This window comes from Mycobacterium sp. NGS26, assembly GCF_059813025.1.
Genome location: NZ_JCALDU010000005.1, coordinates 49,813 through 70,431, shown reverse-complemented (window position 1 = coordinate 70,431; position 20,619 = coordinate 49,813). Strand labels below are relative to the sequence as shown.

The following is a 20,619-nucleotide window of genomic DNA, read 5'->3' as shown; positions in this document are numbered from 1 at the left end:
GTGACGGTGCGGATCGGCACGTCGGGCTGGTCCTATCAGCACTGGACCGACGTCCTCTACCCAAAGGGGCTGGCGCCCGCCAAGCGGCTGGCCCGCTACGCCGAGGTGTTCGACACCGTCGAGCTCAACGGCAGCTTCTACCGCTGGCCCAGGGATTCGACGTTCGCGGCGTGGCGCGAGCAGCTGCCGGCCGGCTTCACCATGTCGGTCAAGGCCCATCGCGGGCTGACCCACTACCGCCGGCTGGCCTCCCCCGAGCCCTGGATCGAACGGTTCGTCCGCTGCTGGGACCTGCTCGGCGATCGGCACGGCGTGCTGCTTGTCCAGCTGCACCCCGAGCAGCAGCGCGACGACGAGCGGCTCGGCTCGTTCCTGCGGCAGGTGCCGACGTCGATCCGGGTGGCCATGGAGTTGCGGCATCCGTCGTGGAACGATCCGGCCGTGTACCAACTGCTGGAACGCCGCCGGGCGGCCTACGTCGTGATGAGCGGCGCCGGATTGGCGTGTGTTCCGCGCGCCACCACCGATCTGGTGTACGTCCGGCTGCACGGCCCGGATCGGCACGCGATCTACGCCGGCAGCTATTCCGACGATGAGCTGCGGCGCTGGGCCGAGAGGATCGCCGGGTGGGACCGCGACGACAGGGACGTGTGGGTGTATTTCAACAACGACCTGGGTGGGCACGCGGTGCGCAATGCCCTGACGCTGCAAGAACATTTGCGGTGAGCCGGCGCGAGTAGGCTGGGAACAGCGACAAAAGAATGACGAAAGAATGGAGCAGCAATCATGGCCAGCTCGACCGTATTCGTCATCGTCGGGGGCGGCCTCGCCGGAGTCAAGGCGGCAGAAGCGTTGCGCGACAACGGCTTTGACGGCCAGATCGTCTTGTTCGCGGAAGAGGAACACCTGCCCTACGAGCGACCGCCCCTGTCCAAGGAGTTCCTGGCCGGCAAGAAGTCGCTGACCGACTTCACCGTCCAGAACTCCGACTGGTACCGCGAGCACGACGTCGATCTGCGGCTCGGTTCGCGGGTGTCCGCCCTCAACGCGGGCGAACACAGCGTCGCCCTGCCCGACGGCACCACGGTGCGGTACGCGAAGCTGCTGCTGGCGACGGGATCGGCGTCCCGGCGCCCGCCGATCCCCGGATCCGACGCCGAGGGCGTCCACTATCTGCGCACCTACGACGATGCCGTGGCGCTGAATTCCGTTCTCACCGAAGGGTCTTCGCTGGCCGTCGTGGGCGCCGGCTGGATCGGCCTGGAGGTGGCCGCCGGCGCGCGCCAACGCGGCGTCGACGTGACCGTCGTCGAGACCGCCAAGCAACCGCTGGCGGCCGCGCTCGGCGAAACCGTGGGCGAGGTGTTCGCCCGGCTGCATCGCGATCACGGGGTCGACCTGCGGCTCGAGGCGCAGGTCGACGAGATCACCATGGTCGACGGCAGGGCCACCGGGCTGAAAATGCGCGACGGATCGACCGTTGCCGCCGACGCGGTGCTGGTGGCCGTCGGCGCCAAGCCGAACGTCGAGCTCGCCGAAACGGCCGGGCTGTCGATGGGTGACGGCGGCGTGCTGGTCGACGCGTCGCTGCGCACCAGCGACCCCGACATCTACGCCGTCGGCGACATCGCCGCCGCGCAACACCCGCTGTTCGGCTGCCGGATCCGCACCGAGCACTGGGCCAACGCCCTCAAGCAACCCGCCGTGGCCGCGGCCGGGATGCTGGGCAAGCCAGGAGAATATGCTGAGCTGCCCTACTTCTTCACCGACCAGTACGACCTCGGAATGGAATACGCCGGGCACTCCCCCAGCTTCCAGCGGGTGGTGTTCCGCGGCGACGTCGCCGGACGCGAATTCGTCGCGTTCTGGCTCGACGGCGACAACCGGGTGCTGGCCGGGATGAACGTCAACATCTGGGACGTGCTCGACGACGTCAAGGCCCTGATCCGGTCCGGCGCTTCCGTCGACCCCGACCGGCTGGCCGATGCGGGTTCGCCGCTGGCCGAGCTATCGAGCTGACGCCTCGACGGGCGTCCACGCCCCGTCGATGACGTCGGGCGGGCGTTGCGCCTGCAGGCGCTCCCGCTCGGCGCGCCGGCGCTTGATCCGCAGCCGGGCGTCGGCCGGCATGGTGACCAGCTCGTCACACGTCAGGTAGTACACGTCGGCGGCGATGTCGATCAGCTCCGCGGCGGCCCGCCGAGACCCCAACTCGCGCAACGTCATTCGCAGCTCATGCGTGAACCGGATGGTGGTGTCGTGGGCCAGCTCGCGCGAGACGCGGGCGCCGGATGCCAGCCGCCGGGGCAGCGTCGCGGGCGGGGCCGGCTCGGCGGGTGCGGCGGCGGCTTCGGCGGCCGCCGCCAGCAGCATCGCCGGATCGTCGGCGAACACCGTGCCGGCCAGCTCCGCCTCCCCCGGCCCGCGGTGCCCGATCCGGGCGATCGCGGCGTCGAGCGCGGCGGCGGTGCGGGGCGACAGCGCGCGGATGCTGTCCAGGTTGCCCTCCCGGGCCATGGCGCGCAGCGGGGGGTCGTCGCGCAAAACCGCTGCCAGGTCGGCGATCTCGGTCGAGATGGCGCTGCCTTCCATGATCATGTCCAGCCCCGGCACCCTGGTTCCCGCCCCGGTGGGCTCCAGCGCGGCCGCGGTGAGGCCGGTGTCGATCAACGACAGCGCCGTCAGGATCCAGCCCTGGTGAATACGGTCCCGCAGCAGCCGCGCCCGCACCCCGAGGCCCGCGTCGGGCAGCAGGCTCAGCTGCCCGGGATCGAGGTGTTCCGCGGCGGCGGCCGCAGCGTAGGCCCGCGTGTTGGTCCTGAGGTGGCGCAGCACGGCCAGCGAGCGTGCCGTGGCGACCGCTTTGGCGACCGACCCGACCGCACCGCCGGCCAGCAGGGGCGAACCGAGCGGCAGCAGGTCACCGACCTGCGGCTGGCCGACCAGCGCGCGCCGGACGACGGCGTCGGAGTCCCAGCCGGGCAGCTGGGCGGCGGCCACGACATTGGAGGACACCCCGAGGTAGGGGCGGTGACCGAAAACCGCGATCGCCCTGCTGCCCCATTCGTCGGCCACCACGCCGCCGAGCGCGAGCACCCGACCCAGCACCCGGCCGGCGGTGCGCAGCCCGCTCAGCTGGACGTCCAGCGTGATCGGGGTGAGCGGCCCGGGCAGCGCCTCGGCGAGGCCGGTCGCGCTGAAAACCGGGAACCGCGGATCGATCAGGTCGTCGAACTCGCCCTCCACGCCCTCCGGCGCGGCGTTGCGCAGCTCGCCGGGCGGCACGTGCCGCGGCAGCACCTCCACCGGCAGCGCCAGCTCCCCGCCGTGGCTGACGGCACCCGCGGGCCCCAGCCGGCGGCCGACGAGTCCACGCGCGGTGTCGGCCACCGCCTCGATCGCCTGCCAGCCGAACTCGAAGCCCCAATCCTCTTGCGCCGCAGTGATATCCAACTCCGGGATCAGCTGCGACCAGCTGGGGGTCCGATGCGTCCTGGAACGCGGGTCGGCGGAGCGCAGCACCCGCCAGGCCGTGATCACGTTGGTGGCGTCCGGGGTGGCGAGATCCACCACGCCGGTGCGGTCGGTGTCCAGCGCCGACACCAGGAACCGGACCAGGTCGTCGAGGTGCAGCACCCGCATCGTCTGCGCGGAGACCTTGCTGCGCAGCAGCGTGGCCACGGTGCGGCACACCATCCAGTCCAGCTGACGGCCGACCGGCGGCGCGGCCCGGACGACGACGCTCGGCGCCCAACCGGTGGACACCAGCTCCTCGGCCGGCCGGTACAGGTCGGGCCGGCCCGCGGCCTGGGACACGAACAGCAGCCGCGCGCCGGCGCGGGCGGCCGCGTGGGTCACCCGGGCGACCCCGTCGATGTCCGCGCCGCCGGGGGCGGTCGGGTCGACCGGGGCGAGGTGGATGACCGCGTCGGCCTCGTCGGCCAGCTCCTGCAGGACCGGGTGGCTCAGCGGCGCGCAAACAAATTCGACGTCGGGATCGAGGCCGCCGTGCGGGCGCCCAGCAATGCCGCTGACCGTGTGGCCGGCGGCAATGAGCTGCCGTGCGACCAGCCGGCCGACGGTGCCGGTGGCGTCGGTAACCAGGATCTGCACCTGCGCTCACCTCTCCCAACGTCACCCTCGACAATAGGCAAGTCGCATTCGGTTCCGCGACCGTTACCCCGCAAACGGCGCCCTGGCCTGGCGGTATGGCCGGGCGGTGGGTCACTGCAAAGCGGCGCTGCCGTCCGCGGCGACGACGACCTTGGCGCCACCGATGTCTTCACGCACCGTCTCCTGCGCCGCGGCGCGGTCGGTGATCACCGCCAGCGTTCGCGACCCGTCCGGCGTGCGCACGGCGACGAACGCCTTCTCCGGCTGCCCGTCCCGGTCGAACGGCGTCGTCCACGCCTCGACGGTGCCGACGCCCTCCCACTCGACCAGCCCGGTCCGGGTGGGCTCCTCGTCCACCGCCGATTGCACGTCCTCCCAACGGAATTCGGCGGGAGGCTCGGTGCCGTAGACCCCGAAGCTGTGCTTGGTCAGGTAGCCGCCGTTGGCGGTGATCAGGGCGCGCCGCCCGGGGTTGGCGACCAGCAGCCCGGCCACGGTGGCGATCGAATGCGTGACGTAGTTGCTCCACGGGCCGCCCGCGAACGTCAGCCCGCCGGTGACGGTCAGCGGGCGGGCGGGGTCGTCGAGGCTCAACCCCAATTCGGCGGCGGCGACCTGCACCGCCGACGGAAAGCACGAGTACAGGTCGACGTAGTCGACGTCGTCGATGCCCAGCCCGGCGAGCCGCAGCGCCCGGGCCCCGGCGATCCGGATGGCCGTCGACCGGTGCAGCTCGTCGCGCTCGGCGATGGCGGGGGTGTCGTGGGCGTCGGTGCCCGCCTGCGGGTAGACCCAGCGCTCGGCCGGGACCCGCAGCCGCTGCGCCCGCTCGACCGACGTCAGGACCAGCGCGGCGCCCTGGTCGACCATGTTGTTGGAGTTCATCAGCTTGGTGTACGGCCAGCTGATCATCCGGTTCTGCGGGCCGGGCCGCCGGATTTCCTCGGCGGTCACCGGCTTGCGGATCCACGCGTTTGGGTTGCCGACCGCCACGGCGTTGAACCGCGCCCACAACCGTGCGACGCGCGCGAGGTGGTCCCCGACCGACTCGCCATTGGCGACGCGAAGCGCCTGCTCGAAGAGCGGGTAGACGTAGGCCGGGCGGTCCATCTGGATCCTGAGCTCCGCGTCACCGGCCATCGGGACGTCGTCGCCGCTGACCTCGGCCGCCGGCACGGACTCGTCCTGAACCGTCCACTCCAGCCTGCCGCCCCTGGCCCGCAACCCCCGCCGGGTCCGCCAGGTTTCGGCGCCGGCGAGCAGCACCACGCCGGCCCGGCCCGCCTGGATGTCCAGGCAGGCCTGATTGACCAGCGACTGCGGCACGTTGCCGCCGACGGGGCTGTACAGGGTGCGGAAGTTGGCGGCGCCGATCCGCTGGCCCAGCAGCAGCCCGGGGTCCCGATACTGCGCCGACAGCACGTTGACCACCCGGATGGAGTCGACGGCCTCGATCACCCGCGGGCTCGCGGCCTGCCGGGCCGCGGCGGCCATCAGGTCGACCGGCTCGACGGACCGCTTGTCCGGGTCGATCTCGTCGCGGTGGTTGACCTGGCCGCAGCCGATCAGCACCGGTGTCCTGGGGTCGACGGTCACCGGACGAACCTATCGCGGCGTCGGCGCCGGCCCGCCGCGGGCACCGAAGCGTTGGCTATCGTCACAGGCCGACCCACGATCCGGACGGAGACAGCCAACCGATGACCGCGCACCTGAGCTATGTCGAGGCCGTGATCGTCGGCGCCGCCCAGGGCATCACCGAGCTGTTCCCGGTCTCCAGCCTCGGGCACTCGGTGCTGGTGCCCGCGCTGGTCGGCGGGCAATGGGCCCAGGACCTCAACGTGTCCGCGCCGCAATCGCCCTACCTGGCGTTCATCGTCGGCCTGCACGTCGCCACCGCCGCGGCGCTGCTGGTGTTCTTCTGGCGCGACTGGGTGCGCATCGTGGCCGGGTTCTTCTCCTCCGTGCGGCACCGGCGGGTCCGCACGCCCGACGAGCGGCTGGCCTGGCTGATCGTGCTGGCCACCATCCCGGTGGGCCTGGCCGGGCTGGCCCTCGAACAGCTGTTCCGCACCACGCTGGGCAAACCCGTTCCGGCGGCGGCGTTCCTGCTCCTCAACGGCATCGCCCTGTGGGCGGGCGAGGTGTTGCGCCGCCGGGTGGCGCCCGCTTCGGCCGACGCGATACCGGACGAGCGGCGCGAGCACAGCGGCGAGGCCGTCGACAATCGGCTGGCCCAGCTGCCGATGCGCCGGGGCGTGGTGATCGGCTCCGCCCAGATCCTGGCCCTGCTGCCCGGCATCAGCCGCTCGGGCATCGCGATCGTGGCCGGCCTATGGCGCGGCCTGTCGCACGAGGACGCCGCCCGGTTCTCCTTCCTGCTGGCGACGCCGATCATCCTGGCGGCCGGGGTGTACAAGATCCCGGAGCTGTTCGGGCCGCTGGGAGCCGGCATCGGCGGCCCGGTCCTGGCCGGCAGCGTCGCGTCGTTCGTCTGCGCCTACCTTTCGGTGCGCTACCTCACGCGGTATTTCCAAACCCGCACCCTGACGCCGTTCGCCGTCTACTGCGCCCTGGTCGGGGCCGCCAGCCTGGCCTGGCTCACGCTGCGCTGACTGCGTTTGTTGCGCCGCCCCGACGTCGAGTGCTGTGCTTACCGGATGGCAGACACCGAATCCATCGCCCTGAAGGTCCGCGACAAGGTCATCGTGATCACCGGCGGCGCAAGGGGAATCGGCCTGGCTACCGCGACCGCGCTGCACAACCTGGGCGCCAAGGTCGCGATCGGCGACATCGACGAGGTGCGGGTCAAGGAGTCGGGCGCCGCGCTGGGGCTCGACGTCTACGGCAAGCTCGACGTCACCGACCCGCACTCGTTCGCGGACTTCCTCGACGACGTCGAGCGCCAGCTCGGCCCGATCGACGTGCTGGTCAACAACGCCGGCATCATGCCGGTGGGCCGCATCATCGACGAGCCCGACTCGGTCACCCGGCGCATCCTGGACATCAACGTCTACGGCGTGATGCTGGGCAGCAAGCTGGCGGTGCAGCGCATGGTGCCCCGCGGCTCCGGGCACGTCATCAACGTCGCCTCGCTGGCCGGGGAGATCTACGCCGTCGGGCTGGCCACCTACTGCGCCAGCAAGCACGCGGTGGTCGCGTTCACCGACTCGGCGCGGCTCGAGTACCGCGACGCCGGCGTGAAGTTCTCGATGGTGTTGCCGTCGTTCGTCAACACCGAACTGACCTCGGGCACCAAGGGGGCCCGGGGATTCCGGAACGCCGAGCCGTCGGAGATCGCCGACGCGATCGTCGGGCTGGTGGTGCGCCCGCGGCCGCGGGTGCGGGTCACCAAGGCGGCCGGCGCGATGGTCGTCTCGCAGCGGTTCATGCCGCGGGTCCTCGGCGAGGGCCTCAACCGCCTGCTCGGCGGCGAGCACGTCTTCACCGACGACGTCGACGTCGAGCAGCGCCGGGCCTACGAGGCCCGGGCCCGCGGCGAAGAATGAGCGCCGGGTAGAGCGCGGTTCACCGGAGGCGGGGACAATCGGTCCGGTGAGCCTACGAACCCCGACAACCGCGACGTCCGTTCCTCCAGCCCTCTCCGACGACGAGCTGGCCCTCATCGACAAGTACTGGCGCGCCGCCAACTACCTGTCGGTCGGGCAGATCTACCTGCTGGACAACCCGCTGCTCACCGAACCGCTGTCGGCCGAACACGTGAAACCCCGGCTGCTGGGTCACTGGGGCACCACCCCGGGGCTCAACCTCGTCTACGCGCACCTGAACCGCATCATCCGCAACCGCGACGCCAACGTCATCTACGTCACCGGTCCCGGTCACGGCGGGCCCGGGCTGGTGGCCAACGCCTACCTCGAGGGCACCTACAGCGAGGTGTACAGCGGCATCGGGGAGAACACCGACGGGCTGCGAAAGCTGTTCCGCCAGTTCTCTTTTCCCGGCGGCATCCCCAGCCATGTCGCCGCCCAGACCCCGGGGTCCATCCACGAGGGCGGTGAGCTCGGCTACGCGCTGGTGCACGCGTTCGGCGCGGCGTTCGACAACCCCGACCTGGTGGTGGCCTGCGTGGTCGGCGACGGTGAGGCCGAGACCGGACCGCTGGCCACCAGCTGGCACTCGAACAAGTTCCTCAACCCCGCCGTCGACGGCGCCGTGCTGCCGATCCTGCATCTCAACGGGTACAAGATCGCCAACCCGACCGTGCTGGCCCGCATCCCGCACGCCGAGCTCGAGTCGCTGCTGAGCGGCTACGGCTATCGCCCGATCACGGTCGCCGGGGACGAGCCGGCCGACGTGCACCAGCAGCTCGCCGCGGCCCTCGACGACGCGTTCGACGACATCGCGGCCATTCAGCAGGCCGCCCGCGCCGGCGCCACCACCGCGCGGCCGGTGTGGCCGATGATCGTGCTGCGCACCCCCAAGGGCTGGACCGGACCCAAGAGCGTGGACGGCAAGCGGGTGGAGGGCACCTGGCGCGCGCACCAGGTGCCGCTGGCCGCCACCCACGAAAACCCCACGCACCGCGCGCAACTCGAGGAGTGGCTGCGCAGCTACCGTCCCGAGGAACTGTTCGGCGAGAGCGGCGCGCTGCGCCCCGAGCTGCGGGCGATCGCCCCGCGGGGCGACCGGCGGATGAGCGCCAACCCGCACGCCAACGGCGGGCTGTTGCTGCGCGAACTGGACCTGCCGGACTTCCGCGACTACGCGGTGCCGGTCGCGGCGCCGGCCGCCACCATGCACGAGGCCACCCGCGTGCTGGGCGCGTTCCTGCGCGACGTCATCGCCCGCAACCCGGACCGGTTCCGCCTGATGGGTCCCGACGAGACGGCCTCCAACCGGCTGGACGCCGTGTACGAGTCCACCGACAAGGTGTGGCTGTCGCGGACCGAGCCCGACGACGAAAACCTGGCGCCGGACGGCCGCGTGATGGAGGTGCTGTCCGAGCACCTGTGCCAGGGCTGGCTGGAGGGTTACCTGCTGACCGGCCGGCACGGGCTGTTCAACTGCTACGAGGCGTTCGTGCACATCGTCGACTCGATGCTGAACCAGCACGCGAAGTGGCTTGCCACCAGCCGCGAGCTGCCGTGGCGAATGCCGATCGCGTCGCTGAACTACCTGCTGAGCTCGCACGTGTGGCGCCAGGACCACAACGGCGCGTCCCATCAGGATCCCGGGTTCATCGACCTGGTCGCGAACAAGCGGGCCGAGCTGACCCGGGTGTACCTGCCGCCGGACACCAACACGCTGCTGTCGGTGGCCGACCACTGCCTGCGCAGCCGCAACTACGTCAACGTCATCGTCGCCGGCAAGCAGCCGGCGCTGACCTACCTGGACATGGACGCCGCGATCGCGCACTGCACCCGCGGCCTTGGCATCTGGCAGTGGGCGAGCACCGCCGGATCTGCAGTCGCCGAACCCGACGTGGTGCTGGCCTGCGCCGGGGACATCCCGACGCAGGAGACGCTGGCCGCCGCCGACATCCTGCGCCGCGCGCTGCCCGAGCTGGCGGTGCGGGTGGTCAACGTCGTCGACCTGATGCGGCTGCAGCCGGAATCCGAGCACCCACATGGCTTGCCGGACAAGGAGTTTGACGCGCTGTTCACCCGGGACAAGCCGGTCATCTTCGCCTACCACGGCTATCCGTGGCTGATCCACCGGCTCACCTATCGCCGCACCAACCACCACCAGATTCACGTGCGCGGGTTCAAGGAGCGGGGCACGACGACGACGCCGTTCGACATGGTGATGCTCAACGACCTCGACCGCTTCCACCTGGTGATGGACGTCATCGACCGGGTTGAGGGGCTGGCCAGCCGGGCCGCGGTGCTGCGGCAGAGCATGGTGGACGCCCGCCTGGCCGCCCGCCGCTACACCCGCGAGCGCGGCGAGGACGACCCGCAGATCTCCGGCTGGACCTGGGACAACGACTGGACGTGAGCCGGCCGGGCGGGGTCGCCCGGTAAGCTTGCCGGATGCCCGACGCGACGATCGACGCCACTGTGGTGTCGAGCCCCTCGGCGCTGCACCGGTTCCGGGTGCAGCTCGACGTCGCCGTCGTCGTCGTGGTGCTGGTGCTGACCAACCTGATCGCGCACTTCACCACCCCCTGGGCCAGCGTCGCCACCGTCCCCGCCGCGGCGGTGGGGCTGGTGGCGTTGATGCGGGCGCGCGGCCTGGACTGGTCCGACCTGGGCCTGGGCCGCAGGCATTGGAAGTCCGGGCTCGGTTATGCGCTGGCCGCGGTGGGCGTGGTCGCGTCGGTCATCGGGGTCGGGGTGCTGCTGCCGACGACCCGGCCGATGTTCATGAACCATCACTACGCGACGATCTCCGGGGCGCTGATCGCCTCGATGATCATCATTCCGCTGCAGACGGTGATCCCCGAGGAGCTGGCGTTCCGCGGGGTGCTGCACGGTGCGTTGAGCCGGGCCTGGGGATTTCGCGGGGTCGCGCTGGTGGGTTCGCTGCTGTTCGGCCTGTGGCACGTCGCCACGTCGCTGGGGCTGACGAGCAGCAACGTCGGCTTCACCCGGGTGTTCGGCGGGGGTTTCGCCGGGATGGTGGCCGGGGTGACGCTGGCGGTGTTGGCCACCGCCACGGCCGGGTTCGTCTTCAGCTGGTTACGCCGGCGCAGCGGCAGCCTGCTCGCGCCGATCGCCCTGCACTGGTCGCTGAACGGGCTTGGCGCCCTGGCCGCCGCGCTGGTCTGGCACCTGTCGACCTGAGTCCTCAGACGAGCAACACCGCCGCGCCGGCGATGCGCCCGGCGGCCAGATCGCCCAACGCCCGATCCGCTTGGTCCAGCGGGTATTCCGGCGTGGTCACCTCGATGTGATGCTGCGCGGCGAAGTCGAGGAACGCCCGCGCGTCCGCGCGGGTGTTGGACGTGACCGACCGCATTTGGCGCTCCTGGAACAGGTGCCGTTGGTAGTTCAGGGTCGGGATGTCGGACAGGTGGATCCCGGCGATCGACAGGGTGCCGCCGCGGTCCAGCGCCGCCATCGCGGGCAGCACCAGATCACCGACCGGAGCGAACAGGATCGCGGCGTCCAGCGGCACCGGCGGCGGATCGGCGGCGCCCTGCGCCGACGCGGCGCCGAGCTTGACCGCCAGCTCCTGCGCCTCGACCCCACGGGTCATCACGTGCACCTCGGCGCCTTGGGCCAACGCGACCTGCGCGGTGATGTGGGCGCTGCCGCCGAAGCCGTAGATCCCCAGCCGGCCGCCCGGCGGCAGCTCGGCGCGCAGCAGTGACCGGTAGCCGATGATGCCGGCGCACAACAGCGGGGCGAGCTCGGTGTCGCTGTAGCCGCTCGGCAGGTGGTGCGCGAAAGCCGCTGGCACGGTGGCGAATTCGGCGTATCCGCCGTCGGCGTCCCAGCCGGTGTAGCGGGAGTCCGGACACAGGTTCTCGGCGCCCCGGCGGCAGTACTTGCAGGCCCCGCAGGTGTGGCGCAGCCAGGCGATGCCCACCCGGTCGCCCGGTTTGAACTCGTCGCCCGCGTCGGAGCCGACCTCTATGACCTCCCCCACCACCTCGTGGCCCGGGGTCACGTGCTCGCGGTGCACGGGAAGGTCGCCCTCGGCGACGTGCAGATCGGTGCGGCACACGCCGCACGCGCGCACCGCCACCAGCAGCTCGGACGGCTCGGGGCGCGGCACTTCGGCGGTGACCCGCTCGAGCGGACCGGTGTCCATGGGGCCGGGCCGACGCACTCGCCAGGCGCGCATGGTCGTTGTCGCGACGGGGGCCATCAGTCCATCTTGCCGCTATCCGCCACGGCCGCAACGGTTTCGCCGGGTCAGGTCCTTCGGACCATGCCGACGATCCAGAGCAGGATCACCGAGCCGAGTATCGCCGTGAACAGGGTGAACCAAAAGCCGCCGGCGGCGGTGTCGACGAAGAAGCTCAGCAGAAATCCGCCGATCAATGCGCCGATGATGCCGATGACGATGTTCATCAGGATGCCGGACCCGCCGCCCTTGACGATCTTGCCGGCGATCCAGCCCGCGATGCCGCCGATGATGATGTAGCCGATCCAGCCGACACTGGTCAGCGTTGTCGAGCGGGCAAGATATTCGGTTGCTGCCGTCACGTCCATCCGGGCCTCCCTGCATTCGCTGGCAAAGCCCGGTTCGTTTGCCGGGCCGTGCTCTTGGTATACCCCGTTTACGTCACGAATTGCGGGCCGAACCGGCGACGGTACGGCAAACCGATCGGCGGGTCAGGCCGGTTGGGTCTGCTGTGGCGCCGGCGCGGGCGTCGGAGTGACCTCGCCGGCGGGTGCTTGGGCCGGCGGCGCGGCCGGCGGCGGCGCGCCCGGTGCCGGCGGCGCGGGTGCGGCGGGAGCCGGGGCGGGCGGCGCAGGAGCCGGCGCCTCCGGCGCGGGCGCCCCGGGCGCTCCCGGCGCGGCGGCGGGTGGCGGCGGGGCTGTCCAGGGCTGGATCGACTGGGCGAGTGCCGTGGCCGCGTTCGTGTCCACCGGGTCGTTCGCGGTGCCGAGCCACACGACGAACCAGCGCTGCGGCGGGCTAGCCGTGGATGACCCGACGACGCCCGTCCAGATCTGGCCGTTCGGCTTGCTCGGGTCGCTGAACTTGACCTCGTAGTACGACGCGCTTCCGGTGATCCCGTTGGCGCCGGTCAGCGTGGACGTCGACTGGTTGATCCGCGTGCCCGGGTACGGCATGAAGAACTCGCCCATGTCCGAGCCGAGCCGGACCGCGGCCTTGGCGTTGTTGGCTTCGGCGCTGGCGTAAAGCTTTTGATCCAGCCGGCCCATCACGATGCGAGTGTCGTTGGCCACCGGCGGCGGCTGATTGGGCATCGGCGGCTGGCCGGTCGTCTTGCTCAGCAACTCCGAGCCGTAGTCGAGGTGGGACGCGTCCGACTCCACCCAGCCGGGCGGAAGCACGAAGCTGAATCCGCCGACGGGGTTGCCGATCCGGCCGGCGTTGGGGTCGACGGCCGGCGGTGGCGGCGCGTTCGGGTCGACCGGTGGCGGCGGCGCGGCGTTCGCATCGCCCGGCGCCGGCGGCGCATTCGGAGCGGGCTGCGCGTTCGGCGCGGGGGCGGCCGGCGGCGGGGCGGCCGTGGTTGCCGGGACCGGGGTGGGGGTCTCCGGATCGGCGTGCGATGTCGCCGGCAACGCGATGGTGACGGCGCTGGCGCCGGTCACCGTGGCGATCGCCAGCGTTGCCCACAGGGCTTTGCGGCGTGTCGAGTTCGGGTCCACCTGATCCATGGCGACGAACCTACCGTGTTACGGCTGTGACGCAAGGGTGCGCTGCTGACGATGCGGTGCGGTTTTCCCGATGTTGCCAATGTGCAACCAGTTTCGACGGCGCGCGGTCCGTCCCGACGGTCAGGAGCGAGCGGGCCGCGCGGCCGCCGGATACAGCGTCACCTCGGTGGCCTTGACCGAGAACCACACCTCCTCCCCCGCCGCCAGCCGCAGCTCCGACGCGGCGTCCACGGTGATTTCGGCGGCCAGGCCCGGCGCGCCGTCGGGCTGCTCACGGGCCCGCACCAACACGGCGGACCCGCGCATACCCAGCTCCGCGACGGTCAGCCGGACGCAGTTGCGCGGGCTGCCGTGCGGCGGCTCTCGGTAGACGGCCACGGCCGACGGCGGGAACACCGCGACGGCGTCCTGCCCGCCGCCGAGCTCCTGTGCCGGCATCCCGTGCCATGGCTCGCCGGACCGGGCGCGCAGCGAGCCGTCGGCCCCGATCGTCCCGTTGACCAGGTTGATGCCCGCGATGCGGGCGCCGAAATGGCTGCGCGGCGCGGCGAGCACCTCGGCCGCCGGACCGATCTCGGCGACCCTCCCGGATTCGAGCACCAGCACCCGGTCGGCCAGGGTGAGCACGTCCAGCAGGTCATGCGTTATCAGGATCACCGCGCAGCCGCTGCGGGCGACCACGCCGCGCAGCACCGCGCGGATGGCCGCGGCCGCGGCGACGTCCAGCCCGGTCAGCGGCTCGTCCAGCAACAACACGTCGGGCTCGGCCGCCAGCGCCCGCGCGATTGCCACCCGCTGGGCCTGACCGCCGGACAGCCGCCGCGATTTCCGGTCGGCGAGCTGCTCGGCGCCCACCTCGCGCAGCCAGCGCAGCGCCCTCGATCGCTCTTCGGCGCGCCGCCCGCCACGCGACTTGCCGACGATCCTGCGACGGCTGTGCGGCCCGAACGCCACGTTGGCGGCGACGCTCAGGTGCGGAAACAGCAGCGGATCCTGCAGCAGCAGCCCGACCCGGCGATCGTGGGTCGCCACCTGCACGCCGGCGGCCGTGTCGGTCAGCACCCGATCCCCCAACCGCACCACGCCCTCGTCGGGACGCACCAGCCCCGCGATGACGTGCAGGGCCGTCGACTTGCCCGCGCCGTTGGGCCCCAGCACCGCGAGCACCTCGCCCGCCGACACCGAGAACTCCACGTCCAGCCCGCGGTCGACCACCACCGCGCGAAGCCGCAACTCGCTCATCGCCGGCTACCCCGCCCCCGGCCCGGTCAGCCTGCGCGCGCCCAGGCCCAGCACCACCAGCGCCGCCACCGCCACCAAGAGGATCGACAGCGCCACCGCCGCGTTCGCGTCGGTCACCCGCTGCAGGTAGATCTCCAGCGGCAGGGTGCGGGTCACGCCCTGCCGCGAACCCGCGAAGGTCAGCGTCGCGCCGAACTCCCCCAGCGAGCGGGCGAACGCCAGCACCGCGCCCGACACCACCCCCGGCAGCAGCAGCGGCAGGGTGACCCGCCACCAGACGGTGCTGGGCCGCGCCCCCAGCGTCGCCGCCACCACCTCGTAGTTGGCTCCGGCGGTTCGCGCGGCGCCCTCGAGGGAGATCACCAGAAACGGCAGCGACACGAACGTCTGCGCCAGCACCACCGCGGTGGTGGAAAACGCGATGCTCACCCCGGCGGCCTCCAGGTACCGGCCGACCAGGCCGAGCCTGCCGAACGCGTACAGCAACGCTATGCCGCCGACCACCGGCGGCAGCACCAGCGGCACCAGGATCAGCGGCCGCAGCACCCGCACCAGCCGCCCAGCGCCGCGGGCCAGCACCAGCGCCATCGGCACCCCCAGCAGCACGCACAGCACCGTGCTGGCCGCGGCGGTCTTCAGGCTGAGCAGCAGCGCCGTCTTCGACGACGAGCTGGTGATCAGCGACCAAAAGTTGGGCCAGTCGACCTCGATCGCGATCGACAACAGCGGCAGCGCCACGAAGACCACCCCGGCGGCGGCGGGGACGTACACCCAGCGGGGCAGAGCCGTATTCCCTTGCACGGCTCAGGGTTTCGCGAAGCCCGACTGGGCCAGGACCTGCTGCCCCGCGTCGGACGTCACCAGCGCGACGAACTTCTGCGCCAGGGCCGGTTTCGGCGCCTTCTTCAGCACCCCGATGGGATAGACGTTGACCGCACCGGACGCCTCGGGGAAGTCGACGGTCGCCACCTTGTTTCCGGCGGCGTGCGCATCGGTGACGTAGACCAGCCCCGCGTCGGCCTGCCCGCTGGTGACCTTGTTGAGGACGTCGGTCACGCTGGGTTCCTCGCTGACCGGGTTGAGCCGCACGCCGGTGCCGTCCTCGACGCGCCGGGCCGCCGATCCGCAGGGCACCGGCTGCTGGCAGATCACCACGGCGAGCCCGGGCCTGGCGAGGTCGGCGAACGATCCGATCCTTTTCGGGTTGCCCGGCGTCGTGACGATCACCAACGTGTTGGACGCGAAGTTCGCCGGGTCACCGGCCAGCAGCCCGGCCCTGGCGACCGTGTCCATCTGCGCGGTGTCCGCCGATGCGAAGACGTCGGCGGTCGCGCCCTGGGTCAGCTGGGTCGCGAGCTCCGAGGAGCCGCCGAAATCGAACTCGACGCCGCTGCCCGGGTTGTCGGTCTTGAACCGCTGGCCGATCCGGGTGAACGCGGGTTTCAGCGAGGCCGCCGCGAAAACCACGATCGACCCGGACGCCTGCGGCTTCGAGGCGCAGGACGCCGTCCCCGGCAGCAGCATCGCGGACAACAGAAGGCCCAGGAAACGGCGCATGGGTGAACCCTAACGCGCCGACGATGCGGCCCGCCGGGGGCCAAATAGTCGCAAACGAGTGACGGCCGAATAGTTATGCAAATGATCTGCGCGGCGCGCCCGACGGGATTTCCCCGAATAGCTACTGTCCAGTAACATCGACCGGTATCGACGTTCAACGTTGAGCACGAGGAGGTCATGGCTGTGGAGGTGCTGGTCACCGGCGGGGATACGGCGCTGGGGCGCACAGTGGCCGAGGGCTTCCGCGATGACGGTCACAGGGTGACCCTCGTGGGCTCGCGGCGCAGCGACCTCGAGGTCGCTGCCAAAGAGCTGGACGTGGACGCGATCGTCTGCGACACCACCGACCCGGCGAGCCTGGAATCGGTTCGCGGTCTGTTCCCCCACCACCTCGACACGATCGTCCACGTGCCGGCCCCGGACTGGGACGCCGGCGACCCGCGCACCTATGCGCTCTCCGACACGGCCACGGCATGGCGCAAAGCGCTCGACGCGACGGTGCTTTCGGCGGCGCTGACGGTGCACGCCGTCGGCGACCACCTGCGCTCCGGTGGCTCCATCGTTTGCGTGGTGGCCGAAAACCCGCCAGCCGGCAGCGCCGACGCCGCGATCAAGGCGGCCCTCTCGAATTGGGTTGCGGGACAGGCGGAGATCTTCGGCACCCGCGGGATCACGATCAACGTGGTGGCACGGGGCCGCAGCGCCCAGGCCGGTTACGACGGCCTCTCCCGGACGCCGCCGTCGGTCGCGACGGAGGTCGCCCGCCTGACGCTGTTCCTCACCACCTCGGCGGCCCGCCACATCACCGGCCAGACCCTGCACGTCAGCCACGGCGCCCTGGCCCGTTTCGCCTGACGCTGAATCCGGGCCGTATCCCGACGCGGGGCGCCGCACTACGGTAGACGGCGTGGCTATTCGACTCGGTCTGCAGATTCCCAACTTCTCCTACGGCACCGGGGTGGACAAACTCTTCCCCACCGTCCTGGCCCAGGCCCGCGAGGCCGAAGCGGCCGGTTTCGACTCGGTCTTCGTCATGGACCACTTCTACCAACTGCCCATGCTGGGCGATCCCGACCAGCCGATGCTGGAGGCCTACACCGCGCTGGGCGCGCTGGCCACCGGCACCGAGCGGGTGCAGCTGGGCACCCTGGTGACCGGCAACACCTATCGCAACCCGGCGCTGCTGGCCAAGATCATCACGACGCTGGACGTGGTCAGCCAAGGCCGGGCGATCCTGGGGATCGGCACCGGCTGGTTCGAGCTCGAGCACGACCAGCTGGGCTTCGAGTTCGGCACGTTCACCGACCGCTTCAACCGGCTCGACGAGGCGCTGCAGATCATCCTGCCGATGATCAAGGGCGAACGCCCGACCTTCGAGGGCAAGTGGTATCGCGCCAACCAGGCCATGGCCAATCCGCGCTTCCGCGACCACATTCCGTTGATGATCGGCGGCAGCGGCGAGAAGAAGACGATCCCGCTGGCCGCGCGCCACTTCGACCACCTCAACGTCATCGCCGGGTTCGACGAGCTGCCGGCCAAGGTGAAGGTCGTGCGGCAGCGCTGCGAGGAGATCGGCCGCGACCCGGCCACGCTGGAGACCAGCACGCTGACCACGGCCGTCGTCGACGAGAACTTCGGTGCCGACCGCATCCCCGCGGAGATGACCCAGCGCATGGTGGCCGGCAGCGCCGAGTCGGTCGCCGACCAGATCAAGACCAAGGTGCTGGACGCCGGGATCGACGGGGTGATCATCAACATGCCCTTCTACACACCCGGGGTCATCGCCGCCGCCGGGGAGGCGCTGCGGCCCCTGGTCGGTCTGTGAGCGCAGCCAGGGCGGCGAGCCGGTGTGGGTCATTACACATGCAAACGAATTGGGTTTCGGGTGTCCGCTGACTAGCGTGGTAGCTAACTGAATTCGCGCGTCAAGAAGCCCCGGCAGGAGCAACCCGAACATGAGCACGCAGGCGGAAACCACTGCTGCACCCGAGCGTCGTCATCAAGTCGTCATCATCGGATCGGGTTTCGGCGGGCTCAACGCGGCAAAGAAGCTCAAGCACGCCGACGTCGACATCAAGCTGATCGCCCGCACCACCCACCACCTGTTCCAGCCGCTGCTGTACCAGGTGGCCACCGGCATCGTGTCCGAGGGCGACATCGCCCCGCCCACCCGGGTGGTGCTGCGCCGGCAGCGCAACGTCCAGGTGTTGCTCGGCGACGTCACGCACATCGACCTGGAGGGGCGGTTCGTCGTCTCGGATCTGCTGGGTCACGTCTACGAAACCCCTTACGACACACTGATTGTCGCCGCCGGCGCCGGCCAGTCGTACTTCGGCAACGACCACTTCGCCGAGTTCGCGCCCGGCATGAAATCGATCGACGACGCGCTCGAGGTGCGCGGCCGCATCCTGAGCGCCTTCGAGCAGGCCGAACGCTCCCGCGACCCGGAACGACGGGCCAAGCTGCTGACGTTCACGGTCATCGGCGCCGGCCCCACCGGCGTCGAAATGGCCGGGCAGATAGCCGAATTGGCCAACCACACCCTGAAGGGGTCCTTCCGGCACATCGATTCCACCCGGGCGCGGGTGATCCTGCTCGACGCCGCGCCGGCGGTGCTGCCGCCGTTCGGCGAAAAGCTCGGTGACCGGGCGGCGACGCGGCTGCAGAAGATGGGCGTGGAGATCCAACTCGGGGCGATGGTCACCGACGTCGACCGCAACGGCATCACGGTCAAGGACTCCGACGGCACCACCCGGCGGATCGAAACCGCGTGCAAGGTGTGGTCCGCCGGGGTGCAGGCCAGCGGGCTCGGCCAGGACCTCGCCGAGCAGTCGGCGGTCGAGATCGACCGGGCCGGGCGGGTCAAGGTGCTGCCCGACCTGTCCATCCCCGGGCACCCGAACGTGTTCGTCATCGGTGACATGGCCGCCGTCGAGGGCGTGCCGGGGGTGGCCCAGGGCGCCATCCAGGGCGCCAAGTACGTCGCCGGCCTGATCAGGGCCGAGCTCGGCGGGGCCGACCCCGCCGAGCGCGAGCCGTTCCAATACTTCGACAAGGGCTCGATGGCCACCGTGTCGCGGTTTTCCGCGGTCGCCAAGATCGGCCCCATGGAGTTCAGCGGGTTCATCGCCTGGCTGATGTGGCTGGTGCTGCACCTGGTCTACCTGGTCGGCTTCAAGACCAAGGTCAGCACGCTGCTGTCGTGGACCGTGACCTTCCTGAGCACCCGCCGCGGCCAGCTCACCATCACCGAGCAGCAGGCGTTCGCCCGCACCCGCCTCGAACAGCTGGCCGTGCTGGCGGCCGAGGCGAAGCGGCCGGCGGCCCGGCGGGCCAGCTAACGGGCTACGCCTCGAGGTTCTGCAGCCGCACCTGACCCCGGGCGACGACCCGGTCGTCGGCGTCGGTGATGGTGACCAACCACAACTGCTGGCTCCGGCCGCGGTGGATCGGTTCCGCCCTGCCGTAGACCGTCCCCGAGCTGATGGACCGCAGGAAATCCGTGTTGTTGTTGACCCCGACGACGTTCCCGCCGCCGTGCGCGGCGCGCCAGGTGTAGGCGGACACGCTGGCCATGCTCTCGATGATCGAGCAGTAGACCCCGCCGTGCACCAGGCCCATCGGCTGCAGCAGTTTGGGTGTGACCTCGAGTTGCGCCCGGGCCCCGTCGGGGCTGAGCTCGGTGAATTGCAGCCCCAACTCGCTGTCGAACGGGGCGGTGAAATCCGGCGGGAGAAGCTCTTCGGGCGATGGCACGCCAATGTGTCTACACCATCGGTGAAAACGGGCGAGCCCCGTGCACGGGGCACGGGGCTCGCCGATCGAGTAGACCGGGGGTCACTGCAGCCCTCAGGACTCTGCCGCGGTCGTGTCGCTCGACCGGTTTAGCATAGGCAAGGCTGCCCTAATTTCGCAAGGGCTCGGCGCGGGTTCCGCACTCACAGTTATTCGCCAGCCTTCGGTACGACAGCCGGTAGTAATCGGGAGTACGCTTGTGGCAACGCTCAGGAGATGAACGAACTATGGCAAAACTGACACGGCTCGGGGATCTGGAACGCGCCGTCATGGATCACCTGTGGTCCACCCCGGAACCCCAGACCGTCCGCCAGGTCCACGAAGCGCTGTCGGCGCGACGCGACCTTGCCTACACCACGATCATGACCGTGCTGCAACGGCTGGCCAAGAAGAACCTGGTCTCCCAGATCCGCGACGACCGGGCGCACCGCTACGCGCCCGTGCACGGCCGCGACGAGCTGGTCGCGGGGCTGATGGTCGATGCCCTGTCCCAGGTCGAGGATTCCGGCGGCCGGCAGGCCGCGCTGGTCCACTTCGTCGAGCGCGTCGGCGCCGACGAGGCGGACGCGCTTCGGCGGGCACTCGCCGAATTGGAAGCAACCCAACGCAAAACGCCATCGGCTGGCGCTAACGCGGAGGAGTAAGGGAG

19 protein-coding genes are annotated in these 20,619 nt (G+C 70.9%); 10 read left to right on the top strand and 9 right to left on the bottom strand.

The features are described 5' to 3' along the window. Together AC5Y6X_RS17305 and AC5Y6X_RS17300 are read left to right on the top strand one after the other, a co-directional pair. Positions 1–726: a DUF72 domain-containing protein gene (locus AC5Y6X_RS17305; protein WP_499987838.1), complete on the top strand. Its 726-nt coding sequence runs from the start codon at positions 1–3 to the stop codon at positions 724–726. Positions 727–786: 60 nt separating this feature from the next. Next, entirely contained in the window at positions 787–2,019 is a 1,233-nt protein-coding gene (locus AC5Y6X_RS17300) for an NAD(P)/FAD-dependent oxidoreductase (protein ID WP_499987836.1), read from the top strand. On the opposite strand, the gene AC5Y6X_RS17295 is transcribed toward AC5Y6X_RS17300, so the two are convergent. Continuing rightward, the gene (locus AC5Y6X_RS17295; RefSeq protein ID WP_499987834.1) at positions 2,008–4,113 is read right to left on the bottom strand and encodes an NAD-dependent epimerase/dehydratase family protein; all 2,106 of its coding nucleotides are present in this window, start codon (positions 4,111–4,113) and stop codon (positions 2,008–2,010) included. The genes AC5Y6X_RS17300 and AC5Y6X_RS17295 overlap by 12 nt on opposite strands. A 111-nt stretch (positions 4,114–4,224) precedes the next feature. Then, entirely contained in the window at positions 4,225–5,709 is a 1,485-nt protein-coding gene (locus AC5Y6X_RS17290; protein ID WP_499987832.1) for an acetyl-CoA acetyltransferase, read from the bottom strand. Positions 5,710–5,810: 101 nt separating this feature from the next. Here AC5Y6X_RS17290 and AC5Y6X_RS17285 point away from each other — a divergent pair, with 101 nt between their 5' ends. The 4 genes from AC5Y6X_RS17285 to AC5Y6X_RS17270 are packed head-to-tail and all read left to right on the top strand — an operon-like array spanning position 5,811 to position 10,856. Then, positions 5,811–6,725 (top strand): undecaprenyl-diphosphate phosphatase, encoded by a 915-nt coding sequence (locus AC5Y6X_RS17285; protein WP_499987830.1) that lies wholly within the window; start codon positions 5,811–5,813, stop codon positions 6,723–6,725. Positions 6,726–6,770: 45 nt separating this feature from the next. Next, a complete protein-coding gene (locus AC5Y6X_RS17280; protein ID WP_324676788.1) occupies positions 6,771–7,619 on the top strand; it encodes an SDR family oxidoreductase in 849 nt (282 codons plus the stop codon). A gap of 46 nt (positions 7,620–7,665) precedes the next feature. Then, positions 7,666–10,068, top strand: coding sequence for a phosphoketolase family protein (locus AC5Y6X_RS17275; RefSeq protein WP_499987829.1), 2,403 nt, complete (start codon positions 7,666–7,668; stop codon positions 10,066–10,068). 35 nt (positions 10,069–10,103) lie between these two features. Beyond that, entirely contained in the window at positions 10,104–10,856 is a 753-nt protein-coding gene (locus AC5Y6X_RS17270; protein ID WP_499987827.1) for a CPBP family intramembrane glutamic endopeptidase, read from the top strand. Positions 10,857–10,860: 4 nt separating this feature from the next. Here AC5Y6X_RS17270 and AC5Y6X_RS17265 read toward each other — a convergent pair whose 3' ends face one another. The 6 genes from AC5Y6X_RS17265 to modA all read right to left on the bottom strand — a co-directional run bounded on the left by AC5Y6X_RS17265 (position 10,861) and on the right by modA (position 16,175). Continuing rightward, positions 10,861–11,886, bottom strand: coding sequence for a zinc-binding alcohol dehydrogenase family protein (locus AC5Y6X_RS17265; protein ID WP_499987825.1), 1,026 nt, complete (start codon positions 11,884–11,886; stop codon positions 10,861–10,863). Between the two features lie 47 nt (positions 11,887–11,933). Continuing rightward, the gene (locus AC5Y6X_RS17260) at positions 11,934–12,233 is read right to left on the bottom strand and encodes a GlsB/YeaQ/YmgE family stress response membrane protein (RefSeq protein ID WP_499987823.1); all 300 of its coding nucleotides are present in this window, start codon (positions 12,231–12,233) and stop codon (positions 11,934–11,936) included. A 123-nt stretch (positions 12,234–12,356) separates the two neighbouring features. Next, positions 12,357–13,376 (bottom strand): alanine and proline-rich secreted protein Apa, encoded by a 1,020-nt coding sequence (locus AC5Y6X_RS17255; RefSeq protein WP_499987821.1) that lies wholly within the window; start codon positions 13,374–13,376, stop codon positions 12,357–12,359. Between the two features lie 120 nt (positions 13,377–13,496). Beyond that, positions 13,497–14,618 (bottom strand): sulfate/molybdate ABC transporter ATP-binding protein, encoded by a 1,122-nt coding sequence (locus AC5Y6X_RS17250; protein ID WP_499987819.1) that lies wholly within the window; start codon positions 14,616–14,618, stop codon positions 13,497–13,499. Between the two features lie 6 nt (positions 14,619–14,624). Then, a complete protein-coding gene (locus AC5Y6X_RS17245) occupies positions 14,625–15,419 on the bottom strand; it encodes an ABC transporter permease (RefSeq protein ID WP_499987818.1) in 795 nt (264 codons plus the stop codon). A gap of 3 nt (positions 15,420–15,422) precedes the next feature. Then, positions 15,423–16,175 (bottom strand): molybdate ABC transporter substrate-binding protein, encoded by a 753-nt coding sequence (modA, locus tag AC5Y6X_RS17240; protein ID WP_499987817.1) that lies wholly within the window; start codon positions 16,173–16,175, stop codon positions 15,423–15,425. Between the two features lie 177 nt (positions 16,176–16,352). Between modA and AC5Y6X_RS17235 the strand changes: the two genes are divergently transcribed. The 3 genes from AC5Y6X_RS17235 to AC5Y6X_RS17225 all read left to right on the top strand — a co-directional run bounded on the left by AC5Y6X_RS17235 (position 16,353) and on the right by AC5Y6X_RS17225 (position 19,516). Beyond that, the gene (locus tag AC5Y6X_RS17235; RefSeq protein WP_499987815.1) at positions 16,353–17,030 is read left to right on the top strand and encodes an SDR family oxidoreductase; all 678 of its coding nucleotides are present in this window, start codon (positions 16,353–16,355) and stop codon (positions 17,028–17,030) included. A gap of 52 nt (positions 17,031–17,082) precedes the next feature. Beyond that, entirely contained in the window at positions 17,083–18,000 is a 918-nt protein-coding gene (locus AC5Y6X_RS17230) for an LLM class F420-dependent oxidoreductase (protein WP_499987814.1), read from the top strand. A 130-nt stretch (positions 18,001–18,130) separates the two neighbouring features. Continuing rightward, a complete protein-coding gene (locus tag AC5Y6X_RS17225) occupies positions 18,131–19,516 on the top strand; it encodes an NAD(P)/FAD-dependent oxidoreductase (protein ID WP_499987813.1) in 1,386 nt (461 codons plus the stop codon). A 4-nt stretch (positions 19,517–19,520) separates the two neighbouring features. Here AC5Y6X_RS17225 and AC5Y6X_RS17220 read toward each other — a convergent pair whose 3' ends face one another. After that, a complete protein-coding gene (locus AC5Y6X_RS17220) occupies positions 19,521–19,931 on the bottom strand; it encodes a PaaI family thioesterase (RefSeq protein WP_499987812.1) in 411 nt (136 codons plus the stop codon). A gap of 266 nt (positions 19,932–20,197) precedes the next feature. Between AC5Y6X_RS17220 and AC5Y6X_RS17215 the strand changes: the two genes are divergently transcribed. Beyond that, positions 20,198–20,614 carry a BlaI/MecI/CopY family transcriptional regulator gene (locus AC5Y6X_RS17215; RefSeq protein ID WP_324676764.1) on the top strand — a complete coding sequence of 139 codons (417 nt, stop codon included), beginning with the start codon at positions 20,198–20,200 and terminating at the stop codon, positions 20,612–20,614. The last annotated feature ends 5 nt before the right edge of the window (positions 20,615–20,619 follow it).

What these genes read in the sequence shown, in the direction of transcription:
- AC5Y6X_RS17250 (WP_499987819.1), bottom strand. Translation starts at nt 14,618, where the DNA reads ATGAGCGAGTTGCGGCTTCGCGCGGTGGTGGTCGACCGCGGGCTGGAC.
- AC5Y6X_RS17260 (WP_499987823.1), bottom strand. Translation starts at nt 12,233, where the DNA reads ATGGACGTGACGGCAGCAACCGAATATCTTGCCCGCTCGACAACGCTG.
- AC5Y6X_RS17300 (WP_499987836.1), top strand. Translation starts at nt 787, where the DNA reads ATGGCCAGCTCGACCGTATTCGTCATCGTCGGGGGCGGCCTCGCCGGA.
- AC5Y6X_RS17285 (WP_499987830.1), top strand. Translation starts at nt 5,811, where the DNA reads ATGACCGCGCACCTGAGCTATGTCGAGGCCGTGATCGTCGGCGCCGCC.
- AC5Y6X_RS17265 (WP_499987825.1), bottom strand. Translation starts at nt 11,886, where the DNA reads ATGGCCCCCGTCGCGACAACGACCATGCGCGCCTGGCGAGTGCGTCGG.
- modA (WP_499987817.1), bottom strand. Translation starts at nt 16,175, where the DNA reads ATGCGCCGTTTCCTGGGCCTTCTGTTGTCCGCGATGCTGCTGCCGGGG.
- AC5Y6X_RS17280 (WP_324676788.1), top strand. Translation starts at nt 6,771, where the DNA reads ATGGCAGACACCGAATCCATCGCCCTGAAGGTCCGCGACAAGGTCATC.
- AC5Y6X_RS17215 (WP_324676764.1), top strand. Translation starts at nt 20,198, where the DNA reads ATGGCAAAACTGACACGGCTCGGGGATCTGGAACGCGCCGTCATGGAT.
- AC5Y6X_RS17235 (WP_499987815.1), top strand. Translation starts at nt 16,353, where the DNA reads ATGGCTGTGGAGGTGCTGGTCACCGGCGGGGATACGGCGCTGGGGCGC.
- AC5Y6X_RS17225 (WP_499987813.1), top strand. Translation starts at nt 18,131, where the DNA reads ATGAGCACGCAGGCGGAAACCACTGCTGCACCCGAGCGTCGTCATCAA.
- AC5Y6X_RS17270 (WP_499987827.1), top strand. Translation starts at nt 10,104, where the DNA reads ATGCCCGACGCGACGATCGACGCCACTGTGGTGTCGAGCCCCTCGGCG.
- AC5Y6X_RS17255 (WP_499987821.1), bottom strand. Translation starts at nt 13,376, where the DNA reads ATGGATCAGGTGGACCCGAACTCGACACGCCGCAAAGCCCTGTGGGCA.